General features: G+C 49.7%; 19 protein-coding genes. 16 read left to right on the plus strand and 3 right to left on the minus strand.

Annotated elements, in window-relative coordinates; all coding sequences use genetic code 11:
• Positions 1 to 58 precede the first annotated feature (58 nt).
• Positions 59 to 1,372 carry a Xaa-Pro dipeptidase gene (gene pepQ, locus ACGHM3_RS05895; protein ID WP_345421311.1) on the minus strand — a complete coding sequence of 438 codons (1,314 nt, stop codon included), beginning with the start codon at positions 1,370 to 1,372 and terminating at the stop codon, positions 59 to 61.
• 189 nt (positions 1,373 to 1,561) lie between these two features.
• On the opposite strand from pepQ, the gene putP reads away from it, so the two are divergent.
• A complete protein-coding gene (putP, locus tag ACGHM3_RS05900) occupies positions 1,562 to 3,010 on the plus strand; it encodes a sodium/proline symporter PutP (RefSeq protein ID WP_345421308.1) in 1,449 nt (482 codons plus the stop codon).
• 304 nt (positions 3,011 to 3,314) lie between these two features.
• On the opposite strand, the gene ACGHM3_RS05905 is transcribed toward putP, so the two are convergent.
• Together ACGHM3_RS05905 and ACGHM3_RS05910 are read right to left on the minus strand one after the other, a co-directional pair.
• Positions 3,315 to 5,051, minus strand: coding sequence for an EAL domain-containing protein (locus ACGHM3_RS05905; protein ID WP_345421305.1), 1,737 nt, complete (start codon positions 5,049 to 5,051; stop codon positions 3,315 to 3,317).
• Complete coding sequence (locus tag ACGHM3_RS05910; protein WP_390517815.1) at positions 5,048 to 5,182, minus strand: hypothetical protein; 135 nt, start codon at positions 5,180 to 5,182, stop codon at positions 5,048 to 5,050. The genes ACGHM3_RS05905 and ACGHM3_RS05910 overlap by 4 nt, the downstream gene beginning before the upstream one ends.
• Before the next feature lie 674 nt (positions 5,183 to 5,856).
• On the opposite strand from ACGHM3_RS05910, the gene ACGHM3_RS05915 reads away from it, so the two are divergent.
• The 15 genes from ACGHM3_RS05915 to ACGHM3_RS05985 all read left to right on the plus strand — a co-directional run bounded on the left by ACGHM3_RS05915 (position 5,857) and on the right by ACGHM3_RS05985 (position 25,553).
• The gene (locus ACGHM3_RS05915; protein ID WP_345421302.1) at positions 5,857 to 6,147 is read left to right on the plus strand and encodes an STAS domain-containing protein; all 291 of its coding nucleotides are present in this window, start codon (positions 5,857 to 5,859) and stop codon (positions 6,145 to 6,147) included.
• A gap of 69 nt (positions 6,148 to 6,216) precedes the next feature.
• Complete coding sequence (locus tag ACGHM3_RS05920) at positions 6,217 to 6,579, plus strand: response regulator (protein ID WP_345421300.1); 363 nt, start codon at positions 6,217 to 6,219, stop codon at positions 6,577 to 6,579.
• 17 nt (positions 6,580 to 6,596) lie between these two features.
• Positions 6,597 to 8,831, plus strand: coding sequence for a chemotaxis protein CheA (locus ACGHM3_RS05925; protein WP_345421297.1), 2,235 nt, complete (start codon positions 6,597 to 6,599; stop codon positions 8,829 to 8,831).
• 12 nt (positions 8,832 to 8,843) lie between these two features.
• Positions 8,844 to 9,380: a chemotaxis protein CheW gene (locus ACGHM3_RS05930; protein WP_345421294.1), complete on the plus strand. Its 537-nt coding sequence runs from the start codon at positions 8,844 to 8,846 to the stop codon at positions 9,378 to 9,380.
• Positions 9,373 to 9,867 (plus strand): chemotaxis protein CheW, encoded by a 495-nt coding sequence (locus tag ACGHM3_RS05935; protein ID WP_345421291.1) that lies wholly within the window; start codon positions 9,373 to 9,375, stop codon positions 9,865 to 9,867. The genes ACGHM3_RS05930 and ACGHM3_RS05935 overlap by 8 nt, the downstream gene beginning before the upstream one ends.
• A 118-nt stretch (positions 9,868 to 9,985) precedes the next feature.
• Positions 9,986 to 11,938: a methyl-accepting chemotaxis protein gene (locus ACGHM3_RS05940; protein WP_345421287.1), complete on the plus strand. Its 1,953-nt coding sequence runs from the start codon at positions 9,986 to 9,988 to the stop codon at positions 11,936 to 11,938.
• A gap of 96 nt (positions 11,939 to 12,034) precedes the next feature.
• Positions 12,035 to 14,503 carry a methyl-accepting chemotaxis protein gene (locus tag ACGHM3_RS05945; RefSeq protein WP_345421284.1) on the plus strand — a complete coding sequence of 823 codons (2,469 nt, stop codon included), beginning with the start codon at positions 12,035 to 12,037 and terminating at the stop codon, positions 14,501 to 14,503.
• A 147-nt stretch (positions 14,504 to 14,650) separates the two neighbouring features.
• Positions 14,651 to 15,490, plus strand: coding sequence for a protein-glutamate O-methyltransferase (locus ACGHM3_RS05950; RefSeq protein WP_345421281.1), 840 nt, complete (start codon positions 14,651 to 14,653; stop codon positions 15,488 to 15,490).
• A gap of 44 nt (positions 15,491 to 15,534) precedes the next feature.
• Positions 15,535 to 16,197, plus strand: coding sequence for a chemoreceptor glutamine deamidase CheD (gene cheD / locus ACGHM3_RS05955; protein ID WP_345421278.1), 663 nt, complete (start codon positions 15,535 to 15,537; stop codon positions 16,195 to 16,197).
• Positions 16,198 to 16,200: 3 nt separating this feature from the next.
• Positions 16,201 to 17,289: a chemotaxis response regulator protein-glutamate methylesterase gene (locus tag ACGHM3_RS05960; protein ID WP_345421275.1), complete on the plus strand. Its 1,089-nt coding sequence runs from the start codon at positions 16,201 to 16,203 to the stop codon at positions 17,287 to 17,289.
• Between the two features lie 21 nt (positions 17,290 to 17,310).
• On the plus strand, positions 17,311 to 18,516 hold the full coding sequence (locus ACGHM3_RS05965; RefSeq protein WP_345421272.1) for a methyl-accepting chemotaxis protein: 1,206 nt from the start codon (positions 17,311 to 17,313) through the stop codon (positions 18,514 to 18,516).
• 80 nt (positions 18,517 to 18,596) lie between these two features.
• Positions 18,597 to 18,887 (plus strand): STAS domain-containing protein, encoded by a 291-nt coding sequence (locus tag ACGHM3_RS05970; RefSeq protein WP_345421269.1) that lies wholly within the window; start codon positions 18,597 to 18,599, stop codon positions 18,885 to 18,887.
• Positions 18,888 to 18,892: 5 nt separating this feature from the next.
• The gene (locus ACGHM3_RS05975) at positions 18,893 to 20,542 is read left to right on the plus strand and encodes a SpoIIE family protein phosphatase (RefSeq protein ID WP_345421266.1); all 1,650 of its coding nucleotides are present in this window, start codon (positions 18,893 to 18,895) and stop codon (positions 20,540 to 20,542) included.
• An 893-nt stretch (positions 20,543 to 21,435) separates the two neighbouring features.
• Positions 21,436 to 24,009 carry a TonB-dependent receptor domain-containing protein gene (locus ACGHM3_RS05980; RefSeq protein WP_345421262.1) on the plus strand — a complete coding sequence of 858 codons (2,574 nt, stop codon included), beginning with the start codon at positions 21,436 to 21,438 and terminating at the stop codon, positions 24,007 to 24,009.
• A gap of 440 nt (positions 24,010 to 24,449) precedes the next feature.
• Complete coding sequence (locus ACGHM3_RS05985) at positions 24,450 to 25,553, plus strand: efflux RND transporter periplasmic adaptor subunit (RefSeq protein ID WP_345421259.1); 1,104 nt, start codon at positions 24,450 to 24,452, stop codon at positions 25,551 to 25,553.

Here is a 25,553-nt window from a genome sequence, read left to right on the forward strand (position 1 = left end):
GGTTCGCAGATCGAAGATTACCCAGGCGTAGCGATCACGCCTGGGTTTTTTTTCCCGTTTAAAAGGCCGGGCGGGTTAGGTTTTCTGAGCCTTGTTCGGTAACACGAACGTTGTCTTCGATTCTGATGCCGCCAAATGGCTTTAGCGTTTCAATTAAAGCCCAATTGAAATGTTTGCCACGGCCATCGCTGTGGGCTTTTTTGAGTAACTGATCAATAAAATAAATGCCGGGCTCGATTGTAAACACTTGGTCCGTCGCCAAGGTGCGAGTAAACCGCAAGTGAGGGTATTTCTCCGGCGGTGGGTTAGGGGTGCCGCGGGTATCGGCCTGGTGGCCACCGCGATCGTGCACTTGGACACCCAGCAAATGACCAAGGCCATGGGGGAAAAATACCCCGGCCAGTTGTTGTTCCTTGGCCTGTGATTTCGAACAAGTGATGATGTTGTTATCCACCAATAACTCGGCGATGCCTAGGCTCGCTTGATGGTGGTACTCAGTGTACACCACACCTGGTTTAATGCTGTCACACAGGGCTGTTTGTAAGGTATCCAGCTGTGCAATCAAATCCGCAAACAATCCCGGTTGGTTACCGTAGGTGCGGCTAATGTCAGAGCAATAACCTAAATAGGTGGCGCCGGCATCTATCAATAAACTGTTCATTGATTGCGGCTCATCGTTGCGCAGGGTGTAGTGCAAAATGGCGGCGTGCTGATTGCCGGCGATGATATTGTCGTAGGGCAGGGTGTCGTCACTGGCGTCAATGGCTTCTAGGTATTTCAAATGCAGTGCTAATTCACTGGTGGTGGTGCGGCAGGTCTCGGCCACGGCTTGGTGGCCTTTGGCCGCGATCTGATTGGCCCGCCGGATACAGGTTATCTCATAACCGGTTTTTACCGCTTGTTGAAAGTCGAGGTAGGCCAGTAGTAATGTCGGGTTTGGCTGGGCGTGGTCAAAGCGCTGAGGTCGCTCGCCCAGGTAAGCTACCGCTTGGCCGCCGGTGATGGCTTTGGCTTCTTGCAGCAGGCGTTCAATCTGGCTAAAGGTTTTTACAGTAAATCGCTGCTCTATAGCCGGGCAATCCAATCCAGCCACGGCGTGCCAGTAGTCTTCCGGCTGGTAGAGTAAAAGCGCGGGTTGCTCACCGTGGCCGATAATCATCAACGATTCTGGGAACGACTGCAGCGGTGCCAACCGAGCACTGTAGGGGTTTAGTCTAAACGGGTAGGTGGTGTCATCCAAAAACCGCGTTTGCAGGCCGCCGCTGTCTACGATGAGCCACTGTCTTCCGGCGGCCTGCATGGCAGCCTGGTATTGCGTTAACCGAATTTGACAGTGTTCGTTATACGCTTGCTGCAAATCTGTTGGAATCACCCGATCCTCCTAAAGTACTGGCACCGCTAACTCTGAAACCAATACTGTTATCATGTGGTTTTGTTGCCCGGGGCCCTCTATTCGTATAGAACAATAGGCCGCCTTACGTTACTGTCTTGTTGTAGCCAAGACGTGTCTGCCCTTAAACCCCATAAGACGCTTGTTGGCGCAAGTGCAAAGAGATTGTATATGTCTGCCGATAGTATGGCCCAATTTGATGTTGGAATTGTTGTAACCTTTGCTCTGTATCTCGCCGGCATGTTTGCCATTGGTTTTTGGGCTTGGCGTAAAACCACGGATACCGCCGATTATTTTTTAGGGGGTAGATCGTTATCGGCTTGGCCGGCGGCGTTGAGCGCTGGTGCCTCGGATATGAGCGGTTGGCTACTGTTGGGTTTGCCGGGCTACGCCTACCTTGCGGGTATGGAAGCCATCTGGATTGGGGTGGGGCTGCTATTAGGCACTTGGCTCAACTGGCTGTTGCTGGCAGACCGATTCCGTACGGCCACCGAGCATTACGGTAACGCCCTTACTATTCCCGAGTACCTGAGCAATCGCTTTGACGACCACAAACGCATTTTGCAGATGGTGGCAGCGGTATTTATTGTGCTTTTCTTTCTTATCTACACCAGCGCGGGTTTGGTTGCGGGCGGCAAGCTATTTAATACCGTATTTGGCGCACCCAGCCATTGGGCGGTGCTGATCGGTTGCTTATGCATCGTCAGTTACACATTCTTTGGTGGCTTTTTAGCGGTTGCCTGGACGGACCTAGTACAAGCCCTGTTGATGGCGGCGGCATTATTAGTGGTGCCAATTATGGCGTGGCAAGGGTTAACGGGCTCCGGTAGCTTGGCCGGCATGGACGCCTATCGATTGAATCCCTTCACCCAGGCCGATGGTCAACCGCTGGGTGCCACTGTGTTGGTGTCGTCCTTAGCTTGGGGCTTGGGGTACTTTGGCCAACCCCACATCCTGGCGCGCTTCGCGGCCATCTCCAGTGTGGGTGAAGTACCTAAAGCGCGGCGGGTAGCGGTGACTTGGTGTGCTCTTACTATGGCCTGCGCCTTGGCCGTTGGCATGCTGGGTTATTCCTACGCGCAGCGCCACGGTTTGAATATCGCCGACAGTGAAACCGTATTTATGGTGCTGGTGAATGTACTTTTCCACCCTTGGATTGCTGGGATTCTATTGGCAGCTATCCTAGCGGCGATTATGAGTACGGCGGATTCGCAATTACTGGTGTGCTCATCGGCACTGGCTGAGGATTTCTACAAAACGCTGTTCAAACGCTCCGCAACCCCTGCACGAGTGCTGTGGGTAAGCCGGTTAGCGGTGGCCGCGGTGGCAGTTATTGCCACGCTGTTGGCATTGATGCCGGGTAATTCAGTACTGGACTTAGTGTCCTACGCCTGGGCCGGATTTGGCGCGGCCTTTGGACCTATTATTTTACTCAGTGTTTACTGGCAAAAAATGACCTGCTGGGGCGCACTGGCGGGCATGTTGGTTGGAGCGTTGACCGTGGTTGTTTGGAAAAACCTAACCGGCGGGGTGTTTGAAGTGTACGAATTGTTCCCCGGTTTTATTTTGGCCGCAGCGGCGACCATTGTCGTGTCTAAATTAAAAAGGCCAACAGCTTAAGCCTTATTGACCTAGGGCCTGTTGACACTAATTCGGAGCCTCTGTTGAGTCAGGAAATAGTCCAATCTAGGCGCGAACCGCGAAGTTTGGTGGGCCCAAATAAGCGGTGAGCAACAACGAGTGGGCTATTTCCTGGCTCAACCCGTAGGGCTGGAGCCAGCTTCCCGCTCAACGTTGTTGCCAATCGCTCATGTAGGCCCACTACATTTCACGCTTGGCGCCTAGTTGAACGGGAAGATGCTCGGGGCGCGTAGCCCGGGGCGCGTAGCCTCCAGCAGTGGTGCCAAATTAGTGTCAACAGGCCCTAGCCGCACTTGACTTGGTTGGTTTTTAAGGTGAAGTCCAGCAGCTGTTGCAAAGCCATGGGCTTGGCGTAGAGGAAACCTTGTAAGTACTCACAGCGCTTTTGTTTTAAAAACGTCGCCGCTTCGATTGTTTCCACGCCTTCGGCCACCACCGCTTTACCTAGGTTGTGGGCCAAAGAAATCATGGCTCGCAAAATGGCCAGGTCGGATTCATTAGCGTCGTTAAAGGATCTAACAAAACTCTGATCTATTTTTAACGTATCTACGGGCAATTCTTTTAGGTAGTTCATGGAGGAATACCCTACGCCGAAATCATCCAGCGAAAGGTGGCAACCCAAGGAGCGTAAAGCGCCCAGAGTTTGCATAGTAAACTGAGTTTTTTCGATCAAAGACGATTCTGTAATCTCCAGGTGAATATTGCCCGGTAGCAGTTTTTGTTCTGCCACAACGTTGGCCACCCGGTTTACAAACCCGGGGTCTTGCAATTGCATGGGTGATATATTCACACTCATCCAACAGTGCTGATCTAAAGCGCCAGCACGGCGTAGCTGATTAAAATCCCTTCCAGCTTGTTGAATCACCCAAGCGCCAATCATATGAATCATGCCAGTTTCTTCCATGATGGGAACAAACTCGGCAGGCGAGATCGTTTCTCCTTTGCGTGTGGTCCAGCGCAGAAGGGCTTCGTAGCCTTTCACTCGATCCGTGTTAGCATCGATAATGGGCTGGTAATGCACTGTAAACTCACCGGTCCTAAACGCCAATCGCATATTCTTCAACATTTGATTACGCCGGTTTACACGAATTCCCAGTTCTTGGTCAAAGAAACTGATACAGTCGCCGCCCTTATGCTTGCACGCCATCAACGCCGAGTTGGCTTCTTGTAAAAACTGATCGGCATCCGGAGCGCGGGCTTCGCCATCGTACTGGGTAATACCAATACTACAGCGGGAATCAATGGTTTCGCCTTGCTCCAAGGTCACGCCCAAGCGTACCGTTTGCAGAACTTTTTCTGCTACCACCGACGAAGGAATAATACATTTCTCCTTGGAATTGATCACAATCACAAATTCGTCGGCGCTAAGTCGTGCCACAAAATCGCCACCACGTACGCACTGTTTTAATTGCTTACCCAATTGCGCCAAAAATTCGTCGCCGGTGGTTTGGCCGCGTGTATCGTTGATGACCTTAAACTTATCGCAATCGATGTAAAACAGCGACAGTTGAAACTGCAGCCGTTCGGCCTCTTTTAATTGTTGCTGTATAAACGATATAAAGCCGGCGCGATTGGCAAGTCCTGTGAGCGGGTCTAAGTTGCTTTTTTCTAGCGCATAATCGATACGCTGTTTACTGCGCAAGGCGTAGCGGAAAAGTCGGGCAATAAATTTAGGCGCGTTATCGTCGGTAGTAAAATAATCGATAACACCATGTTCTAAGCAGGCGCTGGCCTCGTCTTCCTGACAGGGATCGGTCAATATGATGATTGGAGTACGCGGAGCGCAACGGTGCAGTAGTAGCAGGTTGCTGGATGTCTGTTGCTCGGTAAAGTCGGTACTGATCAGTATTAAATGAAAGCTCTTTAATTTTAAGTAGGTTGTCGCTTCCGCAATGGATTGAACGGTGTAAGTTTCGAACAGCGGCAGTTGATGGCTGCCGGGCGAGGGAAAGTCCAAGGTCTGTAACTGACGTTGCTCTCGGCTGGTGCTGGCGACGATGAGTATGTTCACTTCAGTCATTGAGCGTTAACCGGCGTAGTATCGAACCTGTGCGGGGCAGCGGCGGTTGGGGTAAAACTGACTTTGGTTGCAATGGCATCAGGTTCAACAGAAATTCTATGCAGTGAATACATTAACAGTTGAGTGGTCATAGTCCGTTATCTGCCCTTTGAGTTTGCTGACGAACCCCATCACCGTGCAACCCCATCCACAGGGCTACGCACACAGTACGCTGGTTCACGCCGAGATCACTGGTTGCCTAGAGTTGCTTAGAGGTGTCCTTTAGTGGCGTTTTTGCCCAGGCTAAGTTGTGCGGAGATTACCCACCAAAAGTCTGCGCACAGCTAACCTTTCAAAAAACCAACTCTCGAAAACCAGTGTGGTTATTCAATTAATTCGACTGTGCTGGCCAAATCTTGAATCTTGCCTCCAAATATTACATTTCGATTCAATATATTGGGTGGGGCTAATGGAGCGGTGGGGAGGGCTATAGACAAAACGAACCAAAAAAACCGTCCTTAAGAACTTTTTTAAGGATTCTAATGATCTTCCGGCAAACTCACATTTCTGGGTCTACCCTTTATTGCAAAGGCACCGTCGTAAAAAGAAAGGCATAACAAAGCCGGATCTTAGTCTGTAATGCACGGTGGATAAGGACGCCCCCCGCCATTTGGCGCCGCCTACATTGGTCAAAAATAAAGGCACGTACATTTTAAAGTTTGCCGCTGCAAGGCCGATTACTTTAGTACTTATTGGTATTGTAATGTGACGGTTTGTGCAAACGCGTGCCAATGCGATTAGAAAGAATGATTTAGAGAGGCAATTTATGGCTGATAAAACCACATTTTCCTGCGGTGACAGCCTGGATATCCAACAGGTTTCGTCGCTGTATAAACGTCTGCAAAAGTCTGTAGAAAAGGCTATCAACATTGAGCTGAAAGCAGATTTAGTGGCAAAAGCCGACACCGCCGGGCTGCAGATGTTTGTCAGCCTGCGCCAAGAATTAAAAGCCTTGGGTGGCGACATTATTTGGAAGAAACCCAGCGACGAACTTCTACAAGCCGCCAAGCTACTTGGCTTAACCGTAAGCCTTGGCTTGCCGGTGGCCGCGGAATAACTTCATTATTTAAATCTCTCATAAACCACAGCTAACAACAGTGCAATACAGTGTTCAAGGAGTACATGCATGGCTCGAATATTAATCGTTGATGACTCTGCCTCCATGCGCAACATGGTGGCCGCAACGTTACAATCGGCAGGGCACCAAATCAAAGACGCCGCAGATGGTCAACAGGCGTTTGGCGTTGCCAAAGGAGAAAGCTTCGATGCCGTTATTACCGACCTCAATATGCCGGTAATGAACGGAATTGAATTGGTGCGCAATCTACGCACGCTACCCAACTATAAATACACGCCCATCCTGCTACTCACCACGGAATCCTCCATGGATAAGAAAAGTGAGGGTAAAAGTGCGGGTGCTACTGGATGGCTGGTGAAACCTTTTAACCCAGAGAAGCTACTTGCCACTGTTAATAAGGTTCTAGGTTAGAAGTCGAGGTCAGGGTCATGACAATAGATTTAAAACAGTTTTATCAGGTGTTTTTCGAAGAGAGTTATGAAGGCCTCGATGTAATGGAGCAGGGCTTGTTAGAAATTAGCAAGTCCGGCACCGATGACCCTGAGTTGATTAATACCATTTTCCGTTCTGCGCATTCCATCAAGGGTGGCGCTGGTACCCTAGGTTTTCCGGAAATCGTGAGCTTTACCCACGTGCTGGAAACGTTGTTAGATGAAGTGCGCGATGGTGCGCGTAGTCTAACCAATGAATCCATCGATTTGTTACTGAAATCCTGTGATGCGTTGCGCGATATGTTCCAATCTCTAGAGCAAGAACAGCCTATCGACGACACGGTGAGTAAAGAGCTATTGGCGGCGTTTGAACAGATGCTGTCTCAACCTTCCGCTACCGGTGAGACGGCGGCGGGTGAAGCCGCCGGATCCGATGCAGGATTAAGTAGCCAAGACAGCGCCCTGGAGCAAACGTTTTTCCCAACCGGTGATGCTGCCGATGGTAGCGCAGGCAGTGATGCTGGTGGTGACAAAATCTGGCTCATTGGTTTTAAACCCGAACCGCAAATTTTACTGACTGGTAACGAGCCGCTGCGTATTTTTCGCGAGCTAGAAGAGCTTGGCAGCCTAGACGTGGAAGCCAATGTAGAAGTCGTCCCCGCCTTCGATCAAATATCCGTCGACGAGTGCTTTGTTAGCTGGACGCTGCGTTTAGATGGCAGCGTTGATCGAGACGATATTGAATCAGCCTTTGACTGGGTAATGGACGAATGCGAACTTAACATTGAACGGGTGGATGCCCATGCCACTTCGGATGACGCTTCAGCGAATGAGAGCGCTGAGATTGAAGTCACGGCAGCAAGTGATGGCACCGATGAGCCAACACCTGCAGTTGCGGAACCCCAAGCGGCACCGGAGCCGGCGACGGTAAGCGTTGCAGAGGCTCCTGCCGCTCCAGCGGCTAAGCCGTCCGGCACACTGGCAGCCAAAGCGCCAGCGGCAAAAAGCGAGTCGGGTGGAATGTCGTCCTCTGCCGGTGGTTCCATTCGCGTTGGTATCGATAAGGTCGATAACTTAATCAACCTAGTGGGTGAATTGGTTATTACTCAGTCAATGTTATCCGAGTTGGGTAATAATTTTGACATGGACAAGCTGGAACGCTTGGCCAACGGTTTAGAGCAGCTACAACAAAATACCCGTGAATTGCAAGAAAGTGTTATGCGCATCCGTATGCTGCCCATTAGCTTTACCTTTAATCGCTTCCCCCGAATGATTCGCGATCTTTCCATGAAGACCGGAAAAAAAGTCGACTTGGTTTTGTCCGGTGAGCAAACCGAGCTGGATAAAACCGTGATGGAGCAGATTGGTGATCCGTTAGTACATTTGGTTCGCAATGCCATCGATCACGGCCTAGAAATGCCGGAAGAGAGAGCTGCAGCCGGCAAAGATGAAACCGGAAAGATTCAGCTCAACGCCGAACACCGTGGGGGTAATATCGTTATTGAAATCACTGACGATGGCCGCGGCATAGACCCGGATAAAATTCTTGCCAAAGCCAGAGAAAAAGGCCTAGTAGCTCCTGAGCAAGAGCTGACAGTACCAGAGATATACGATCTTATTTTTGAGCCAGGTTTCTCCACGGCGGCTTCGGTAAGTGATATTTCTGGCCGTGGTGTGGGCATGGATGTAGTGCGCAGGAATATCAAATCCTTGGGTGGCCGCATCGAAATCGAATCCGAGCTAGGTAAAGGCTCTACTATTCGTGTGCACTTACCCTTAACCCTGGCGATTTTGGATGGTCAGCTGGTTCGCGTGGGCAAAGAGGTATTTATTATTCCATTGGTTGCCATTGTTGAATCATTACAAATTAAAGCCGAATTAGTCAATCGTGTGTCTGGCAACATGGTGCTATATCGCCTGCGTGAAGACAATGTGCCCATCGTTCCTATCTATAAAGAGTTTAATATCGAAGCCGATAACCAAGAATTGGAAAACGCTTTGTTGGTGGTTGTGGAAGGCGACGGTAATAAGATCGGCTTATTGGTAGATGATTTATTGGCCCAGCAACAAGTAGTGATTAAGAGTTTGGAAAGCAACTATCGCAGGGTAGAGGGCATCAGTGGTGCCACGATTCTAGGTGATGGTTCAGTGTCGTTGATTTTGGATATTCAGGGCTTAATTACACGCGCTTCACGCAATCGTCGTAAAAGCCACTCGAGCCGTGCGGCTTAAAGGAGATTTTTTGTGAATGCTCTTGTAGAAGTGCCTGATGTAGCCTCAAAAGATCATGGCGACCTATCCTTAGAGGGTATCGACTTTATATCAGACGGTGATCAATACCTGACGTTTTGCCTTGAACATGAGCACTATGGTGTGGATATTTTATCCGTCACTGAGATTCGTGGTTGGGAAGCGCCAACCCTGATTCCCAATTCCCCGGAGCATGTATGCGGTGTAATTAATTTACGCGGTGTGATTGTGCCGATCCTTGATCTACGATTGAAGTTTCAAATTGGTGAGCCAGTCTACAACCCAACAACGGTCGTTATTGTGTTAACGGTAAAAACGGAACGTGATCACTGCACCATGGGCTTTGTCGTCGATGCCGTATCTGACGTGCTAAACGCTGAGGCCCAAGACATCAAACCTGCGCCGTCGTTTGGTGGCATGGTGGACGGACGTTACATCCAAGGGTTGGTTAATGTTGGCTCAGACGTGGTAACCATACTCAACGTTGAGCAGTTGTTATCGCTGACTGAAGAGGAAGATTTTGATGAGTGACAGTTCAGCAGAGTATTTGACTTTTTTACTGGGCGGTGAAGAGTTTGGCGTGGATATTCTACGAGTGCAGGAAATCATGGGCTGGTCGCCGGTCACTGAAATTCCAGGTACGCCAGGGTATTTGAAAGGCGTGATTAATCTAAGGGGATTAATTGTTCCTATCGTTGATATGCGTCAACGTTTTGGTTTAGAAACGGCGCAGTACAGTGAAACCACCGTAGTTATCGTCCTGCGGGCGGGTGGTACTGGAGATGATAGCTTGGCGGTTGGGCTTGTTGTTGATGCGGTGTCTGAGGTTTACAAGGTAGAGCATCGGGACATCAAAAAGGCGCCAGATTTCGGCGCGGCTATCGACAGTCGATTTATCATTAGTATGGCGGCTGTGGATGAAAAGCTGATTATCTTATTAGACACACAGAAGTTGCTCAACGTTAATGACCTTTACAGCGTTGTATCACAGGCCAAGCCAGTAGCGGCTCAAGCCTAGCAGCCAACGCAATTTTTTAGATAGACAACTGCTTTTATAGAGCTGTCAAGGCACACGTTCGCTTGAACAATGGTTCGTCTTGTAGCTAACAACCTGAACGGGAGCAGAGGAATAACAAATGCAATCCGATAGCACCGACATACAATCTGCTAACAAAGAAACAGTTAACAAAGAAACCCTGTACGCCAGTGCATTAGACAACATGCTTACGGCAATTATGATGGTCGACAGAGACTTTAACGTAACCTACGTTAATAAAGCAACCATAGATCTACTCGACAAACACCAGTCCAGTTTTCAGAAGCTTTGGCCAGAATTTCAGGCCACGGAAAACTATTTAATGGGACGTTGTATTGATGGTTTTCATAAGCAGCCTAGCCACCAGCGACAAATTCTATCGGACCCAAGTAACCTGCCCATTAGAACCGATATTAAAGTCGATGACTTAGTCATTGAACTTAACGTCTCTGCTATGACTGATGCCAGTGGCGAATACATTGGTAACACCTTGGAATGGTATGACGTTACTGAAACACGTGCCAGAGAAGCCGAGATTGGTCGACTGAGCTCAGCGGCTAATGGCATGACGGTAAACCTTATGATGGCGAACGAAGAGGGCGTAATTGTTTACGTTAACCCTTCGCTGGAAAAAATGCTCTCTCGCCGAGAAGCGGCCATTCGCAAAGTGTTGCCAAGTTTTGATATGCGTACGCTGGTGGGTAGCAATATCGATATTTTTCATCAAAATCCTGCTTATCAACGGGCAATGTTGGCGGATATGAGTAATTTTCCTCTCAACACCAATATCCGCGTCGCTGATTTGCACTTTAACCTCACTGCTATCGAATTGAAGGATAGCGCCGGTAAAAATCTGGGTACTGCCGTGCAGTGGATGGATGAAACCGATGAGAAAGGCGCCCAAACTCAAATCGAAGCTATGATCTCCACGGCGACACAGGGTGACTTGAGCAGCCGCATCGAAACCGGCCAGTACGAGGGCTTTAGTCGTTCCGTAGGCGAAGGAATTAATGGCTTAATGGACGCCATAGTCAGCCCCGTGAATGAAGCCATGGCCGTAGTTAAAGGTTTGGCTAAAGGTGATATTAGCCAATCCATGGCCGGAACCTATAGCGGCCAGTTTGCCGAATTAAGCAGTGCAATTAACGAGTCCATGGATAATCTTCGTTCCATGGTTCAGGAGATCCGTTCGGCATCCAATAACGTGTTCAGCGCCGCACGTGAGATAGCTCAAGGTAACGATGATTTAAGTCAAAGAACAGAATCCCAAGCTTCCAATTTAGAAGAAACCGCTTCTGCAATGGAGGAATTAACGTCCACTGTCCAGGGCAATGCCCGCGCTGCTACTGAGGCCACTGAAAAAGCCAACGGCGCTATGTCTAAAGCGAGTAACGGCGGCGAGGTAGTGAAAAATGCAGTCACTGCTATGGAAGAGATTACTAAATCCAGTAAAAAAATTGCCGATATCATTGGTGTGATTGATGAGATTGCCTTCCAAACCAACCTGCTGGCGTTAAATGCAGCTGTAGAAGCGGCCAGAGCCGGCGAGCAAGGTAGAGGCTTTGCTGTGGTGGCGGCAGAAGTGCGCAACCTAGCACAGCGTAGTGCCAGCGCCGCCAAAGAAATCAAAGAGCTGATTAACGACAGCGTAGATGCTGTAGAGAAGGGGACTCGCTTAGTAGACGACACTGGCGCGACCTTCGGCGAATTGGTCTCGGCGGTGCAAGAGGTCGTTTCCATGGTGTCTAGCATTGATAGCGCTAGCCGCGAGCAGTCCTCGGGCATCGTTGAGGTGAGCAAAGCCGTATCGCAGATGGATGAAATGACCCAGCAAAATGCAGCTTTGGTTGAGCAGGCTTCCGCTTCCAGTAAAGCCATGGAAGAGCAAGCGCAATCCTTGTTGCAGCAAATCAGTTTCTTCCGCTTGGCCGATGAACAAAGGGCGGCACCGGCAGTTGCTTCAGGTGGACACGCGGCTTCCGGGCCGGCCGCGCCTGCGCGCAGTAAACCGTCACGCTCCGTTCCCGTAGACGAAGAGTGGGAAGATTTTTAACGATCACCAATATCGGTGTGATGATTTAACCAGGCATTAGTTTTTTTGCTGAAGATGCCAACCATTTATTGATAAACGAAGTAGCGATTAAAACCTATGAACAATTTATCTGAACACAATGTTTCAATACAGGGCTTGTTAGGCTCCGCTAACATCGGTTTGGTTTTACTGAACAACGATCTCGTCATTGAGTATGCCAGTGAGTTGGCGCAATCGCTACTCACCGATAATGCTGATGAACTTAACGCTTTATTAAGCAAGCCATTAAACGATGGCATTGAGGGGGCCGACCTTTCCTCGCTGTTCAAAGCAGCACCAGAGCTGAAACCCTGGAAGGTATTTGCGGATAACGCCGCCACAGACCTTGTGCTGGGCGAAAAGTGCTTTTCAGTTTGGTCTGTCGTCGATGGCGAAAATCTACTGATGGCCTGGAAAGACACCACCGATGCCAAGCATGAGATGAGCGATCTGCGTGGTCAGTTGACAGCTCTCTCCCGTTCCCAGGCTGTTATCGAATTTGACCTTGAAGGTAATATCCTCACCGCTAACGAGAACTTCTGTGCCGCAGTAGGGTATTCCCTAGCTGAAATTCAAGGTAAACATCATTCTATATTTGTTGAGCCTAGCTATCGTACCTCCGCTGAGTACCAAACATTTTGGTCTCGCTTGGCCAGCGGTGAGTTTTTCTCCAGCGAATATAAACGCATCAAGAAATCAGGCGAGCCTATTTGGATTCAGGCCTCTTATAACCCCATTTTCGATGCCGATGGCAAGCCATATAAGGTCGTTAAATACGCCAGTGACATCACCGAGCAAACACTCAAGAATGCTGAATATTCCGGGCAAATCGACGCGATTGGCAAGTCCCAGGCGGTGATCGAGTTTGAAACCGACGGCACCATTAAGTGGGCTAATAGAAACTTCCTGGCCACCACAGGCTACGATTTAGCTGAAATTCAAGGCAAACATCACAGTATGTTCGTTGACCCTGCAGAGGTCCGCTCCCCAGCCTATCAAGAATTTTGGAATAAGCTTGGGCGCGGAGAGTTCGACTCAGGAGAGTACCGCAGGTTCGGCAAGGGCGGTAAAGAGGTTTGGATTCAAGCCTCTTATAATCCTATTATGGGCCCTGACGGTACAGTATTGAAGGTCATCAAGTACGCTTCGGATATCTCTGAACAGAAACTTCAGTTTGCAGACTTTTCTGGACAGCTACAAGCGATCGGAAAGTCTCAAGCGGTAATTGAGTTCAACATGGACGGTACCATCCGTACTGCTAACCAAAATTTCTGTGCTGCACTGGGCTATCAGCCGGATGAAATAGTTGGCCGTCACCACCGTATATTTGCCGAGCCGGAATACGCTGCCAGTCAAGAGTACTCGGATTTTTGGGCAAAATTGAATCGAGGCGAATTCGACGCGGGAGAATACAAGCGCTTCGCCAAAGGTAATCGCGAGATTTGGATTCAAGCCACCTACAACCCGATTTTGAACGCCAGTGGCGAACCCTACAAGGTGGTGAAATACGCCACCGATATCACCGGCCGCAAACGAGCCATTGCTGTTATTCAAGAAAGCCTGGCCGAGCTGGCCACCGGTAATCTCTGTGCCTCTATTGATGAGGAGCTAGAAGGCGAATTTAGCTTCCTGAAAGAGTCCACCAACGACTTCATAAGCCGCCTTAATGATTTGGTCACGGAAATTAAATCAGCGTCCAATAACGTATTTACCGCGTCCCGTGAAATCGCTCAGGGCAACGATGATTTAAGCCAGCGTACCGAATCCCAGGCCTCTAGCCTGGAAGAAACGGCCTCAGCTATGGAGGAAATCACTTCGACCGTGCAAGCTAACGCGCGTTCAGCATCAGAGGCAACGGACAAAGCCAACGGCGCCATGGAGCGTGCCGGCAAAGGCGGTGAAGTGGTTCGCAACGCAGTAACCGCCATGGAAGAGATCACCAAATCGAGCAAGAAAATCGCCGATATTATTGGTGTGATCGACGAGATCGCCTTCCAAACCAATCTATTGGCGCTTAACGCTGCGGTGGAAGCTGCACGAGCCGGTGAACAGGGCCGAGGTTTTGCCGTGGTAGCGGCTGAGGTGCGCAACCTAGCCCAGCGCAGTGCCAGCGCTGCTAAGGAAATCAAAGGTTTAATTAACGACAGCGTAGATGCCGTAGAAAAAGGTACTCAGTTGGTGGATAACACCGGCCAAACCTTCGACCAATTGGTAGAGGCCGTACGCGAAGTCGTGAGTATGGTTTCCGATATCGACAACGCCAGTAAAGAACAGTCCTCCGGCATAATGGAGGTGAGTAAAGCGGTATCACAAATGGATGAAATGACCCAGCAAAACGCCGCCTTGGTGGAAGAAGCTGCGGCATCCAGTAAAGCCATGGAAGACCAAGCGCAATCTTTACTGCAGCAGATTAGCTTCTTCCAGTTGGATGATTCGCCTACCGCTACCATTCAATCGCCCGTTAGCCGCGCCCGCCCCCAGGCCGCTGCCTCGGCCAGCCCCGCAAGAAGCCGTCCCATGGATGATGACAGCTGGGAAGAGTTCTAGGCGCTTCCACTGTAGTTTAACGTGATAGCGGCTTCGGCCGCTTCATTGTCACCGCTTGATATAACGCTCGTCTCTTTTTGGGCGTGTAAGTCAGCTGATTTTTAGCCCGCCGGGTAACACCTTGGCCTATTGGGATGGAGTACATCAGTGGAAGCAAGATCAGAAGAACACAGCTTATCGGATAAGCAGTTCAAAAAGTTGTGCGATCTCGTTTACGATTCAACCGGCATTGTACTGGCAGAGGGCAAACGGCAAATGGTCTATCGCCGTTTAATGCGCCGCATACGCGAGCTAAAACTTAAAACGTTTCCTGAATACTACGCGCTGCTAGAAAACAACGACGATACCGAATGGCCTAATTTTCTTAATGCCATTACCACCAATTTCACCAGTTTCTTTCGCGAGAATCATCACTTTGAATATTTAAAGAGTGAATTTTTGCCCAGACACTGTCGTGAATTCGGCCGCGACCGGCTGCGAGTGTGGTCTACCGCCAGCTCTACCGGAGAGGAGCCTTACTCGCTGGCCATTACCCTGCGCGATTTCTACGGTCACGGTGTGGCGGACACCGATTGTCGCATTCTGGCCACGGATTTGGACACCAACGTTTTAGAAACCGCCCGCGCAGGCATCTACGATGCCGATCGCATTGAAGGCCTACCGGAAGCAGTAAAAAGGAAAAACTTTAAACAGCGCGTGGTGGATGGCAGGGCCCTGGTGAAAGTTGATCAAGAATTACAGCAACTGCTTGCCTTTAAGCAACTAAACTTAATGCATGACTGGCCAATGCGCGGGCCCTTCGATGTGATTATGTGCCGTAACGTGATGATTTATTTCGATAAGCCAACCCAGGCTAAATTGCTGAATAAATTTATGCGCTTGTTACGGCCCAATGGTGTGCTGATGCTTGGCCACAGTGAGAGTATTGCCAAAGACTTTAGCCAGCTAAAGTCCGATGGCAAAACCACCTATATTAAAGTGGCCTAATACGGCGCTTCAGCTCACATAAAAATTACTACAGTAGGCGATCTATGAGTGATGATCAGAAAGCTTCCTTCGACCGCCCGGCGGACGGGCCTGAGGCAACGCTACCCGGGTTTGAGCATGTAAACCGATATTGGAATCGCGGTATGGGCGTGTTTATCGCCAAAATTTTACCGGGTGAATTTTACGTTACCAAAACGGATGAGCTTATTGCCACAACCCTGGGCTCCTGTGTGTCAGCCTGTATTTGGGATCCTGAAAATAAAATAGGTGGCATGAACCACTTTATGTTACCGCTTACGGATAAAGACGCCAAAGAGGTTACCTGGGGCAATATCGCCAGCGACGCCACACGCTATGGTAACTACGCCATGGAGCATTTAGTTAACGAAATGCTTAAATACGGTGCTATTCGTCGCAACCTGCGCGCCAAGGTGTTTGGTGGCGGCAAGGTGCTGAGCCAGGCCACGGATGTCGGCGCCAAAAACGCAGATTTTGTATTGCTGTACTTGCATCAAGAAAACATCAAACTAGAGGCCCAAGATCTGGGCGATGTTTACCCGCGCAAGGTGCTATTTGACCCGAAGACGGGCAAAGCCAAAATGAAGCGCATACAAGTACAAAATAACGAAACAATAATCAACCGCGAGCGTGATTACCGTAAATCCATTAACCAAGCGCCGGTTGAAGGTGACATTGAGCTATTTTAACGTATGAACACCACACGAGTATTAATTGTTGATGACTCTGAGCTGATACGCTCGATTCTCACGACCATTCTATCTGGCGACCCTACCATTGAAGTGGTTGGCACGGCAGCGGACCCCTTCGAAGCGCGCCACAAGATAAAGCAACTCAATCCAGATGTTATCACGCTGGATGTAGAAATGCCGCGTATGGATGGCATCACATTTTTAAAAAATTTGATGCGGTTAAGGCCGACACCGGTGGTAATGATTTCTACGCTAACCCAGCAGGGGGCTGAGATCACCATTGAGGCCCTAGAGCTGGGCGCGGTGGACTTTATAACCAAACCGCGAGTGAGTAAAAAAGATGCCCTACTAGCGCTTACCGAAGTTATCCAAGAAAAGGTGCGCCATGCATCACGCGTTAACCCAGCTTCACTAGGCCAGAGCAATGCCGCCAAGGCGGGCAATAAAATTAGCTACGACACTGCTAATTGTGTGCAAGCGGGTGTTGATATTATCGCTATTGGCGCATCCACCGGCGGCACCACCGCGATCAAAGACGTGCTAGCGGAACTTCCCGCCAATATGCCGCCTATTGTTATCGTCCAGCATATGCCCGAGCAGTTCACCGCCTCCTTTGCCGCCCGCCTGGATAAGGCCAGCGATATAAACGTATTAGAAGTGATCCAGGACAATACCCTGCTTAAGCCTGGCCATGCTTATCTGGCTCGGGGTGATCAGCATATGAAGGTAGCTTTGCGCGGCGGAATTTTTTATGCAGAGTTGGACGACAGTGGGCCGGTTAGCGGCCACAAGCCCTCGGTTAATGTTTTGTTTGATTCGGTCGCTAAACTAAGTGGGGCTCGTTCGGTTGGTGTACTGCTCACCGGCATGGGTTCCGATGGTGCCACCGGGCTCGGCCGCATGAAACAAAAAGGGTCTGTCACCGTTGCCCAGGACGAAGCAACCTCTGTGGTATGGGGAATGCCAGGCGTTGCGGTGCGGGCTGGAGCGGTGGATAAAGTTTTACCATTGGATAAGGTAGCCGAGTTTTTGGTGCGCGTATGTTATTCCGGGCAGCTGCCAAAACGGACCATAGGCAACCGAGGATAAGAACAGTTAAAGGGTATAACTATGTCTGTAATTGAATTCGCGCTCAAATGTAAGCTTGGTGTCGGCGTAACTGTTGTAATGCTATTGCTGACCGCGCTGGGTGCGAACACTTGGCTAACGCTGCCGGTGGCCCTGGCCTTACTGCCAGCCTGGTGGTGGAGCCTGCAAGGGGTGGTGGGTGCCCAAAATGCCAACGATGAAGATAGCGACGTTGTAGTGGACGCTCAATGGCAGGCCGAGATGGATCGCATTGGCCGTAATATTGAAACTATCCTCAGCGAGGAGACTACCCACGTTAACGAGCACATTTCGCGCATTAAAAATCTGATACAAGATTCTACGCTATCGTTGCAAGATAGCTTTGGAGTGATCGTTAATAAAACCGAGTACCAAAACGATGTGGCACAGGGACTGGTCTCTGGGTTAACTGCTCAGCACGGTGACACTAACGATAAATCCACAGACGGATTCAGCTTTAAAAATTTTGTTAACCATGTCGATGGAATCTTGCAAGGCTACGTCGATTTGTTAATTGATATTAGCGACAAAAGTGTGGCCGCCATTCATCGAATCAGTGATCTAACCGAGCACATGGAAAGTATGTTTTCTATACTGGATGATGTGCAGCAATTGGCCGAACAAACAAACCTGCTGGCACTAAACGCCGCCATTGAAGCGGCCCGGGCAGGCGAAGTAGGGCGCGGGTTTGCCGTTGTGGCCGATGAAGTTCGCAGTTTGTCGGTATCCTCGCAATCATTAAACGAGGAAATTCGTACCAAGGTTAACCGGGCCAAATCCAGTATGGCCGATGTTAATGCTGAGGTAAGCGCGGTGGCAGCGTTAGATATTAACACCGTGATTGAGGGGCGGGTAAACATCGACGGCATGTTGTACCGAATTGAAGAATTCAATGTGCAAACTGAAAAAGTGGTTAACGAGCTGGCCTTGGCCTCTAAGGACATTGGCCATGAGATTAATAACTCCATTAGAGCGCTGCAGTTTGAAGACATTATTAATCAGCTCTCCACCCATATGCAGCAACGGATCGAGCACATAAACGAAGTGGCCACCGTAGCCCATACCCAAATTTCTGGCGCGGCCGGCGTTGCGGGTTTAACTGCAGTTGCGGACGAACTAGAAACTATGCGGCATCAGTTCCACGAGCAAAATTTGGAAAGTAAAGTGCAGCAAGAGTCCATGGACGAAGGCGACGTCGAGTTATTCTAATCGATGTCCTCCGAGAAATATATGAATTAATGACCTCGAGAACCGTAGGTTTCTGCATAAAAACTCAATAGGTAGAAAATATGAGTATTTCAGCTAAAAACGCAAATGGTGTGATTACCATCACCTTAGACAACAGTTTCGATTTCGAATCGGTAAGTGAGTTTCGCGACGCCTACGTGAATAACCCAGGCCGTGAATACCACGTCGATTTCCGTAATACAGAATATATGGAAAGCTCCGGTCTAGGTATGTTGCTCAACATGCTGCGCCATTGCGGCGGGAGTGCTGTTATTCGATTGGTTAATTGCCGCCCGCACATTCAAAAGATTTTAAAGATTTCTAACTTTCAGCAAAAATTTCAAATCGGTTAATATCGGTGGCAGTTCTAATTGTTAGCGAGGACCGAAATCTCAACGAGCTACTGGTTAGCGTAGTAGAACGCAATGGCATCGAATCTGTGGTGTTCACGGATTCGGTGACGGCTATGCGGCATTTAGAACAGCCCGGTACCACCCTGCCGTCCTTGGTATTTACCCAATACGAAGGCGATAGAGTGTTATTTACCCGTTTTATTCAACATCTTAAAGCCGATTCCGAAGGGCGCTATTTCGCCACCGTTGCCATCGTCAATCACAAAGCCGAGCTGGAGCAGTGCGTTGGCTTGGTGGATGATGTTCTGGTAAGGCCGTTTAATCCTACCCAGGCAGAATACAAGCTAAACACCCACCTGCGCTGCTTACGTTTATTCCGTGAGCTGGCTAACGAACGCGACGGCCTAGAGATCTACCAAAAAAATGTCTGTGTAGAGCAGGAGCTGGTGAACAAAATGTTCGCTGTGCAGTGTGAAAGCCAATTAGTGTCCTTTGATAACGTTCGCTGTCAGTACTCTGCTGAGGCCATGTTTCATGGCAGCTTTTTGTTAATTCAACAAGGCCCTACCGGCAGTATCTATATTCTCTTGGCCGATGCCGATGGTACTGGCCTGCCCGCCACCATGGCCTCTAACCCGCTGTTTTCTGTGTTTCGGGCCATGGCGCAAAAAGGTCTGCCACCCGGCAGCATCGCCGCCGAACTGAACCGGGTATTACCCAGTAGCGTGCCGGACGGTATGCTGGTGGGGGCAGTGGTGGCGGAGCTTAACAACTCAGCTGATCAGCTTACGGTATGGTCTGGCGGTATGCCCGAAGGGGTTATCATTAATGCTGATGGCCAACTGCAGGCAGCCATCACCAGTGTGCATGCCCCATTAGTGGCGAAAGAAGAATTTGATTTCTGCCAAGACGTGGACGTCTATTCCGTAGCTAAAGGTAATCGCTTTTTGTTGGTTACCAGTAGCTTGGAGCGCTCAACTAATTACGATAAAGTCGTTTTTGGCCACAATCGATTTTTGCAGTTGTTCAACGGCAATCATAACGATTGTTTTGAAGCGCTACTCCAAAGCCACCAAGGTTTTACCGAAGGCGCGCCACAGTTGGCCGATATCGCGGTGGTGGAGGTGCTGTGCGATGCCGATGAAATGCCAGCACTCAAAACCCAGACAAAATCGACCCGTCCCATTCCTTGGCAACTCAACGTAGAGCTTACCACTGACGACTTGCGTTCGGTCAGCCCGGTGCCGCAGATTGCCAAGTTGTTATCTAACGCCGTTGGTTTGGACGTGCACCAAGATTTTATCTCCACGATTTTATCCGAGCTTTACAATAATGCTCTAGAGCATGGTGTGCTTGGGTTGTCTTCTGAAATGAAGCAATCTGAAGACGGGTTTTTAGAATACTATATGCAGCGCGAAAGCCGCTTGGCAGAATTAAATGAGGGCTGGGTAAACATTGCCATCAGCTTAGACCAGGGTAAAGTGGTGTTAAGTGTGCACGACAGTGGCCCCGGCTTCGATTACCACTCGCTCACCCAAGCCTCTGAAGAAAACGCCTTTGGCCGGGGCATGAGTATTATCAATTCTGTATGTGATAGTTACCACTATTCCCACGGCGGAGCCAAGGTAACCGTTCACTACTCGGTTTCTGAATAGAAATTCAACACTAAAGTGGGGTTTCTTTAGTCTTCGTAAGTTAACGATATTAGTTGCAGTTTCACCCATCAGCCGTTTCACTGCTATTTCAGCCTACCTCACTGTGAAAAAACCTGACCACTCGCGCGGCCTTTTAATCCACGCTTAGTCTACATTGAGGATTATGTGTATCGTGGTTTCTAGGTGCACCGGTTTCGATCTCACTTTTCTCTGTCGTTGCGTCAATGCAGTTGTTTGGTGCGTTTTGATTTTCTTTGTGTAATTCCTCGGGATTTGTCAGCGCCAAAATCGAACACTGTAAAAAGCATAGTGATCATTCCTGGTGCTGGCGACACTTTGCGACATCTTGTTTCGAATGAAAATTCACCCGATTAAAGAAATTTGGGTGTATAGACAACTTTGGAACAGTTTTTGTTATCAGATTTGACAGTTTTTATTGCTTTCACTTGTTTGATTGTTCAAGCAGTGGGCAGCCAAAGAAACTTTGGTGTAGATAAAAGCAGATAGAAACAGACGTTGGATTTTGGACTTTGATAGCAAAAATGATGGGCCGCTGTATTTACCAATTGTGTTTACCAGGAATTGAGTTTTTGGCTCACCGTTGTGAGGGGCTCAATTCCAAAGCCTCCCGAAGCTGAGCCTCCTTTTTAAATGCATTGTTAAAACAAAGTGACCCTACACGTTTGCATGCCCCGGGTTTTGCCGCGTTAATTTCAAACCAAAATCTTATTCTGGCGGCGTAGATTGCCAGAGACACAATAAGGATTGCCGCCAGGATGGCTAAAAAGCTACCGATGCAATTCGGTTTATGAGTTCAGAAAACCCTTGGGGTTTGTTTACTAAGTTTTCACATTTATATATTCACTTAAGGCGAGACGCTTTGGAGTTTTTCCATGACACAATTTAAGTCACACATACTACCCATCACCATCGCGGCGGTATGCGCGCAGGGGTTTGCGGCTTCAACGGTATTTGCCCAGGATGCCGCCAACGCAGCACTGGAAGAGTTAGTGGTAACCGGTAACCGGGCTAAACCGCGTACGGTTTCGGATTCGCCGGTTCCCATCGACGTATTTAATTCAGAGCAAATCAGCAGTGTGTCTTACACCGATACCAACGACATTCTGCAAACCCTGGTGCCGTCTTACTCGGTAAGCCGTGTACCCATTGGTGATGGTGCTACCTTTATTCGCCCGGCCAGTTTGCGAGGTATGCCAACCGATAAAACCTTGGTGTTGGTGAATGGTAAACGTCGTCACCGTGCGGCACTGGTAGAGATCGGTGGCTCCGGTACCCAGGGCCCAGACGTGGCAACCATCCCTGGCTCCGCCTTGCAAACCGTTGAAGTTTTGCGTGATGGTGCAGCGGCATTGTATGGCTCCGATGCCATCGCTGGTGTAATCAACTTTATTTTAAAAGACAACTCCGAAGGTGGCTCACTGAGCGTAGACTACGGTGAGTATTTTGAGGGTGACGGAGAATCCGTAACCGTTACTGGTAATATTGGTTTACCCCTGGGTGAAAGTGGTTTCTTTAGTTTATCCGGTGAATATTCCAGTTCGGATTTTACCTCTCGTTCAGAGCAATACTGTGAATCCTGGTTCTGTGTAACTGATCAAAGTGCGGAGTATCAAGCCGCGGCGGCCAACGCGTCTTTGGAAAGCGACGTGGTTCAGCCTTGGGGTGCACCTAATAGCGAAGGCACACGTTTATTCTTTAACGCTGGCTTGCCGTTAACTGACACCGCCGAGCTGTACGCCTTCGGTAACTACTCCGAGAGCGAGGCCGATGGTGGTTTCTATTATCGTTACCCAGGTAACGGCACCATTATGGATTTGCGTAACGAAGACGGTAGCATCTACTCGCCTTTGGAGAAATTCCCCGGCGGTTTTACCCCTCGCTTCTTTGGTGAGGTAACCGACTACTCACTGGCCGGTGGTATTAAAGGTGAGTTCACTAGCGAGCTAAGCTACGACATCAGCGCTCGTTACGGCTACGATGAAATTTCCTACACCCTAAAAAATACCATTAATCCTTCACTGGGTGCCGCCAGCCCCACCTCGTTTAAACCGGGCGACCTAAGCAACGAAGAGATTCAACTGCAAGCGGATTTCGTTTACCTGATCTCCGATACCATGGCCATGTCGTTTGGTGCCAGCTATATGGAAGAGTCCTACGATATTACCGGTGGTGAAGAGTCCTCCTACACTGCAGGCCCTTACGCTACGGAAGATCCCTATAATTTCTGTAACGACGACGGTACCCCAACCGCCGCGGGTATTGCGGTAAGCGCCAACGGCCTCAACTGTGCTGACCCTAGTGACCCTGTTTACCAAGTTGTTGGCGTAGGCTCCAACGGTTTCCCAGGTTATTCACCAGAGTACTCCGGTACCTACGAGCGTGACTCTTTTGCGCTGTACGTTGATTTAGAAAAAGACGTCACCGATTCGCTGTTAGTGAAAGGTGCATTACGTTACGAAGACTACTCGGATTTCGATTCGGAGCTGGTTGGCCAGGTAGCCATGCAATATGACGTAACCGATACCTTTGGTATTCGCGGTTCTGTGGGCACCGGCTTCCGTGCACCTACCCCAGGCCAGCAAGGTACCACCAACGTATCTACCCGCCTGCCTGACGGCCAGCCGGTTGCCACCGGTCTCTTCCCAGCCAGCGGTGCGGTGGCGCAAGCCCTGGGTGCCAGCGATTTGGAGCCAGAAACGTCCACCAACTTTACCTTTGGTATGACCGGTGAAACTGGCCCGGTAAGTTGGACTCTAGACTTCTACCGTATTGAAGTACAAGATCGTACCTACGCGATTTCTACTTTGGATGTGGGTACCGACCCTACAGATGCAGATGCCTTTGCAAACTTCCAAGCCTTGGAAGCCGCCGGGGTACAGGGTGCTAACACCATCGGTGGTGTGTTCTACTTTACCAATGCCTTTGACACCGTCACCAACGGTATCGACTTCGTTGCCACCATGCCATTGGAGTGGGATAACGGCGGTTTAACCGATCTAAGCCTATCGGTTAACTACAACCAATCTGAGTTCGATTCCGACCCAAGCGAATTCCTCAATATCGAAGATACCTACGATTTCGAAAATATGATTCCTGAGTGGCGCGGTGTGCTATCGGCTCGTCACACCATGGAGGCGTTCTCGTTCTTAGTGCGTGCTAATGTATACGGCAGCTACACCAACTCCAACAACAATGGCCCAGACGACGCCGACGGTAATGCAACGTTAACCTACCAAGAGTTCGACCCCATCGTGCAGTTTGACTTGGAAGGCTCTTACCAATTTAACGACAACCTCAGCCTAACTGTGGGTGGCCGTAACATCTTTGATGAGTACCCAGAAGAAGATGAAATTGGTGATTACTGTTGTGGTGCCAAATACCCCACCGACACCATCGTATCTTGGCAGGGCGGTTACTACTTTGCTCGCCTAAACTACGACTTTTAATTGAGTTTATGACCTGAAACGCCGGTTTCAGGTCTTCAACCAATAAAGAAGTAATTAGCGTTTAGTAACAACAGGGCCTAGGGATGGGCCCGTGCAAAAATTGACTTCGTTTTTTGACATGAGGCAGCCCAGGGCTGTCTTTTTTTTAGTGGGGCAGTTTTTAACGAGGCTGTTTTAGAGTAGGTGTGGTTTCAGTTCAACCGAGCAAGACAAGCTCTATCAGTAAAACTGATTTATAGCATCAAAAGTTTCGAATACAGGCATAGGGCGGGGATGCGTCCCGGTTGCAGGTTCGTTCTACCAACGATTTACGGGTTGTGCCTGGGCACTGTGTTACATAAATACTGCGTAGCGCCGTATAATGCCCAAACCCAAACACTCAATAAAAAGCGCTGCCATGTTGGTTAGGAAAGTAACAAAAGTCAGCGCCGGAAGACCTCATGAATATCAAAACGCCCGCCTGGCGAACTCTCGCGCTAACGTCTCTCGTTTCCTGTTTGTTGCTCGGCTGTGAGCAAGATGCAACAACCGAAAGTGTCGCTAAAAAACCACGGCCAGCGCCGGTAGTAGAAACCGCCACTGTTGAAGAACGTTTTGTGGTGGATGAAATTGACGCGATTGGCACACTGCAAGCCAACGAATCGGTGGTGATCAGCGCGGCAGTTACCGAGCCCGTGGCCAGTGTTAATTTTGTTGATGGCCAACAGGTTAAAAAAGGTGATGTCCTAGTCACCCTAACCAGCGATGAGCAGGCCGCAGAGCTGGCAGAATCCGAGGCCAATTTGGCCGATGCCAAGCGCCAATTGAAGCGCATTAAAAGCATCGGTAAAAATCTGGCATCCAAGTCGGATATCGACGCCGCCCAGGCCAAGGTCGATGCAACCAAAGGCCAGCTAAGCGCCATTAAGGCTCGCCTGGCCGACCGCCTAGTCACCGCGCCCTTTGATGGCGTACTGGGCTTTCGCCAAGTCAGTGTGGGCGCTTTGGTGACGCCGGGAACGGAAATTACCACCTTGGATGACATCAGTATCGTTAAGCTGGATTTTACCGTGCCCGAAGTCTTTTTAGGCAAGGTGCATACGCAAAGCTTGGTGTCTGGTACCAGCCCGGCCTGGGCCGGCCAAATCTTTGAGGGCAGGGTGGCCTCCATTGACAGCCGAGTAGACCCCAGCACCCGCGCCATTCAAGTGCGGGCCGAAATCGCCAATGCAGATCACAAACTGTTACCGGGTATGCTAATCAATGTCACCTTGTTCAGTGATCAGTACCCGGCCTTGGTGGTGGCCGAGAGCGCCGTCATTCAATCCGGCTCGCGGGCCAGCCTGTATGTGGTAAAAGACGATAACAGTGTCGAACTGCGCAACGTCACCATTGCCAAGCGCATGCCGGGCCAAGTGGTGCTGTCAGAGGGTGTTGAGCGTGGCGATACCATCGTTGTGGATGGCACGCTCAATCTTAGCCCCGGTATGAAGGTACGCGTGCTGGGTGAAGAGCAGAGCAGTCTCGCCCGCGAATCCGACAGCTCCAATATACATTCTTCCTGA

This window comes from Halioxenophilus aromaticivorans, assembly GCF_042850945.1.
In the GTDB taxonomy this organism is placed as follows: domain Bacteria; phylum Pseudomonadota; class Gammaproteobacteria; order Pseudomonadales; family Cellvibrionaceae; genus Halioxenophilus; species Halioxenophilus aromaticivorans.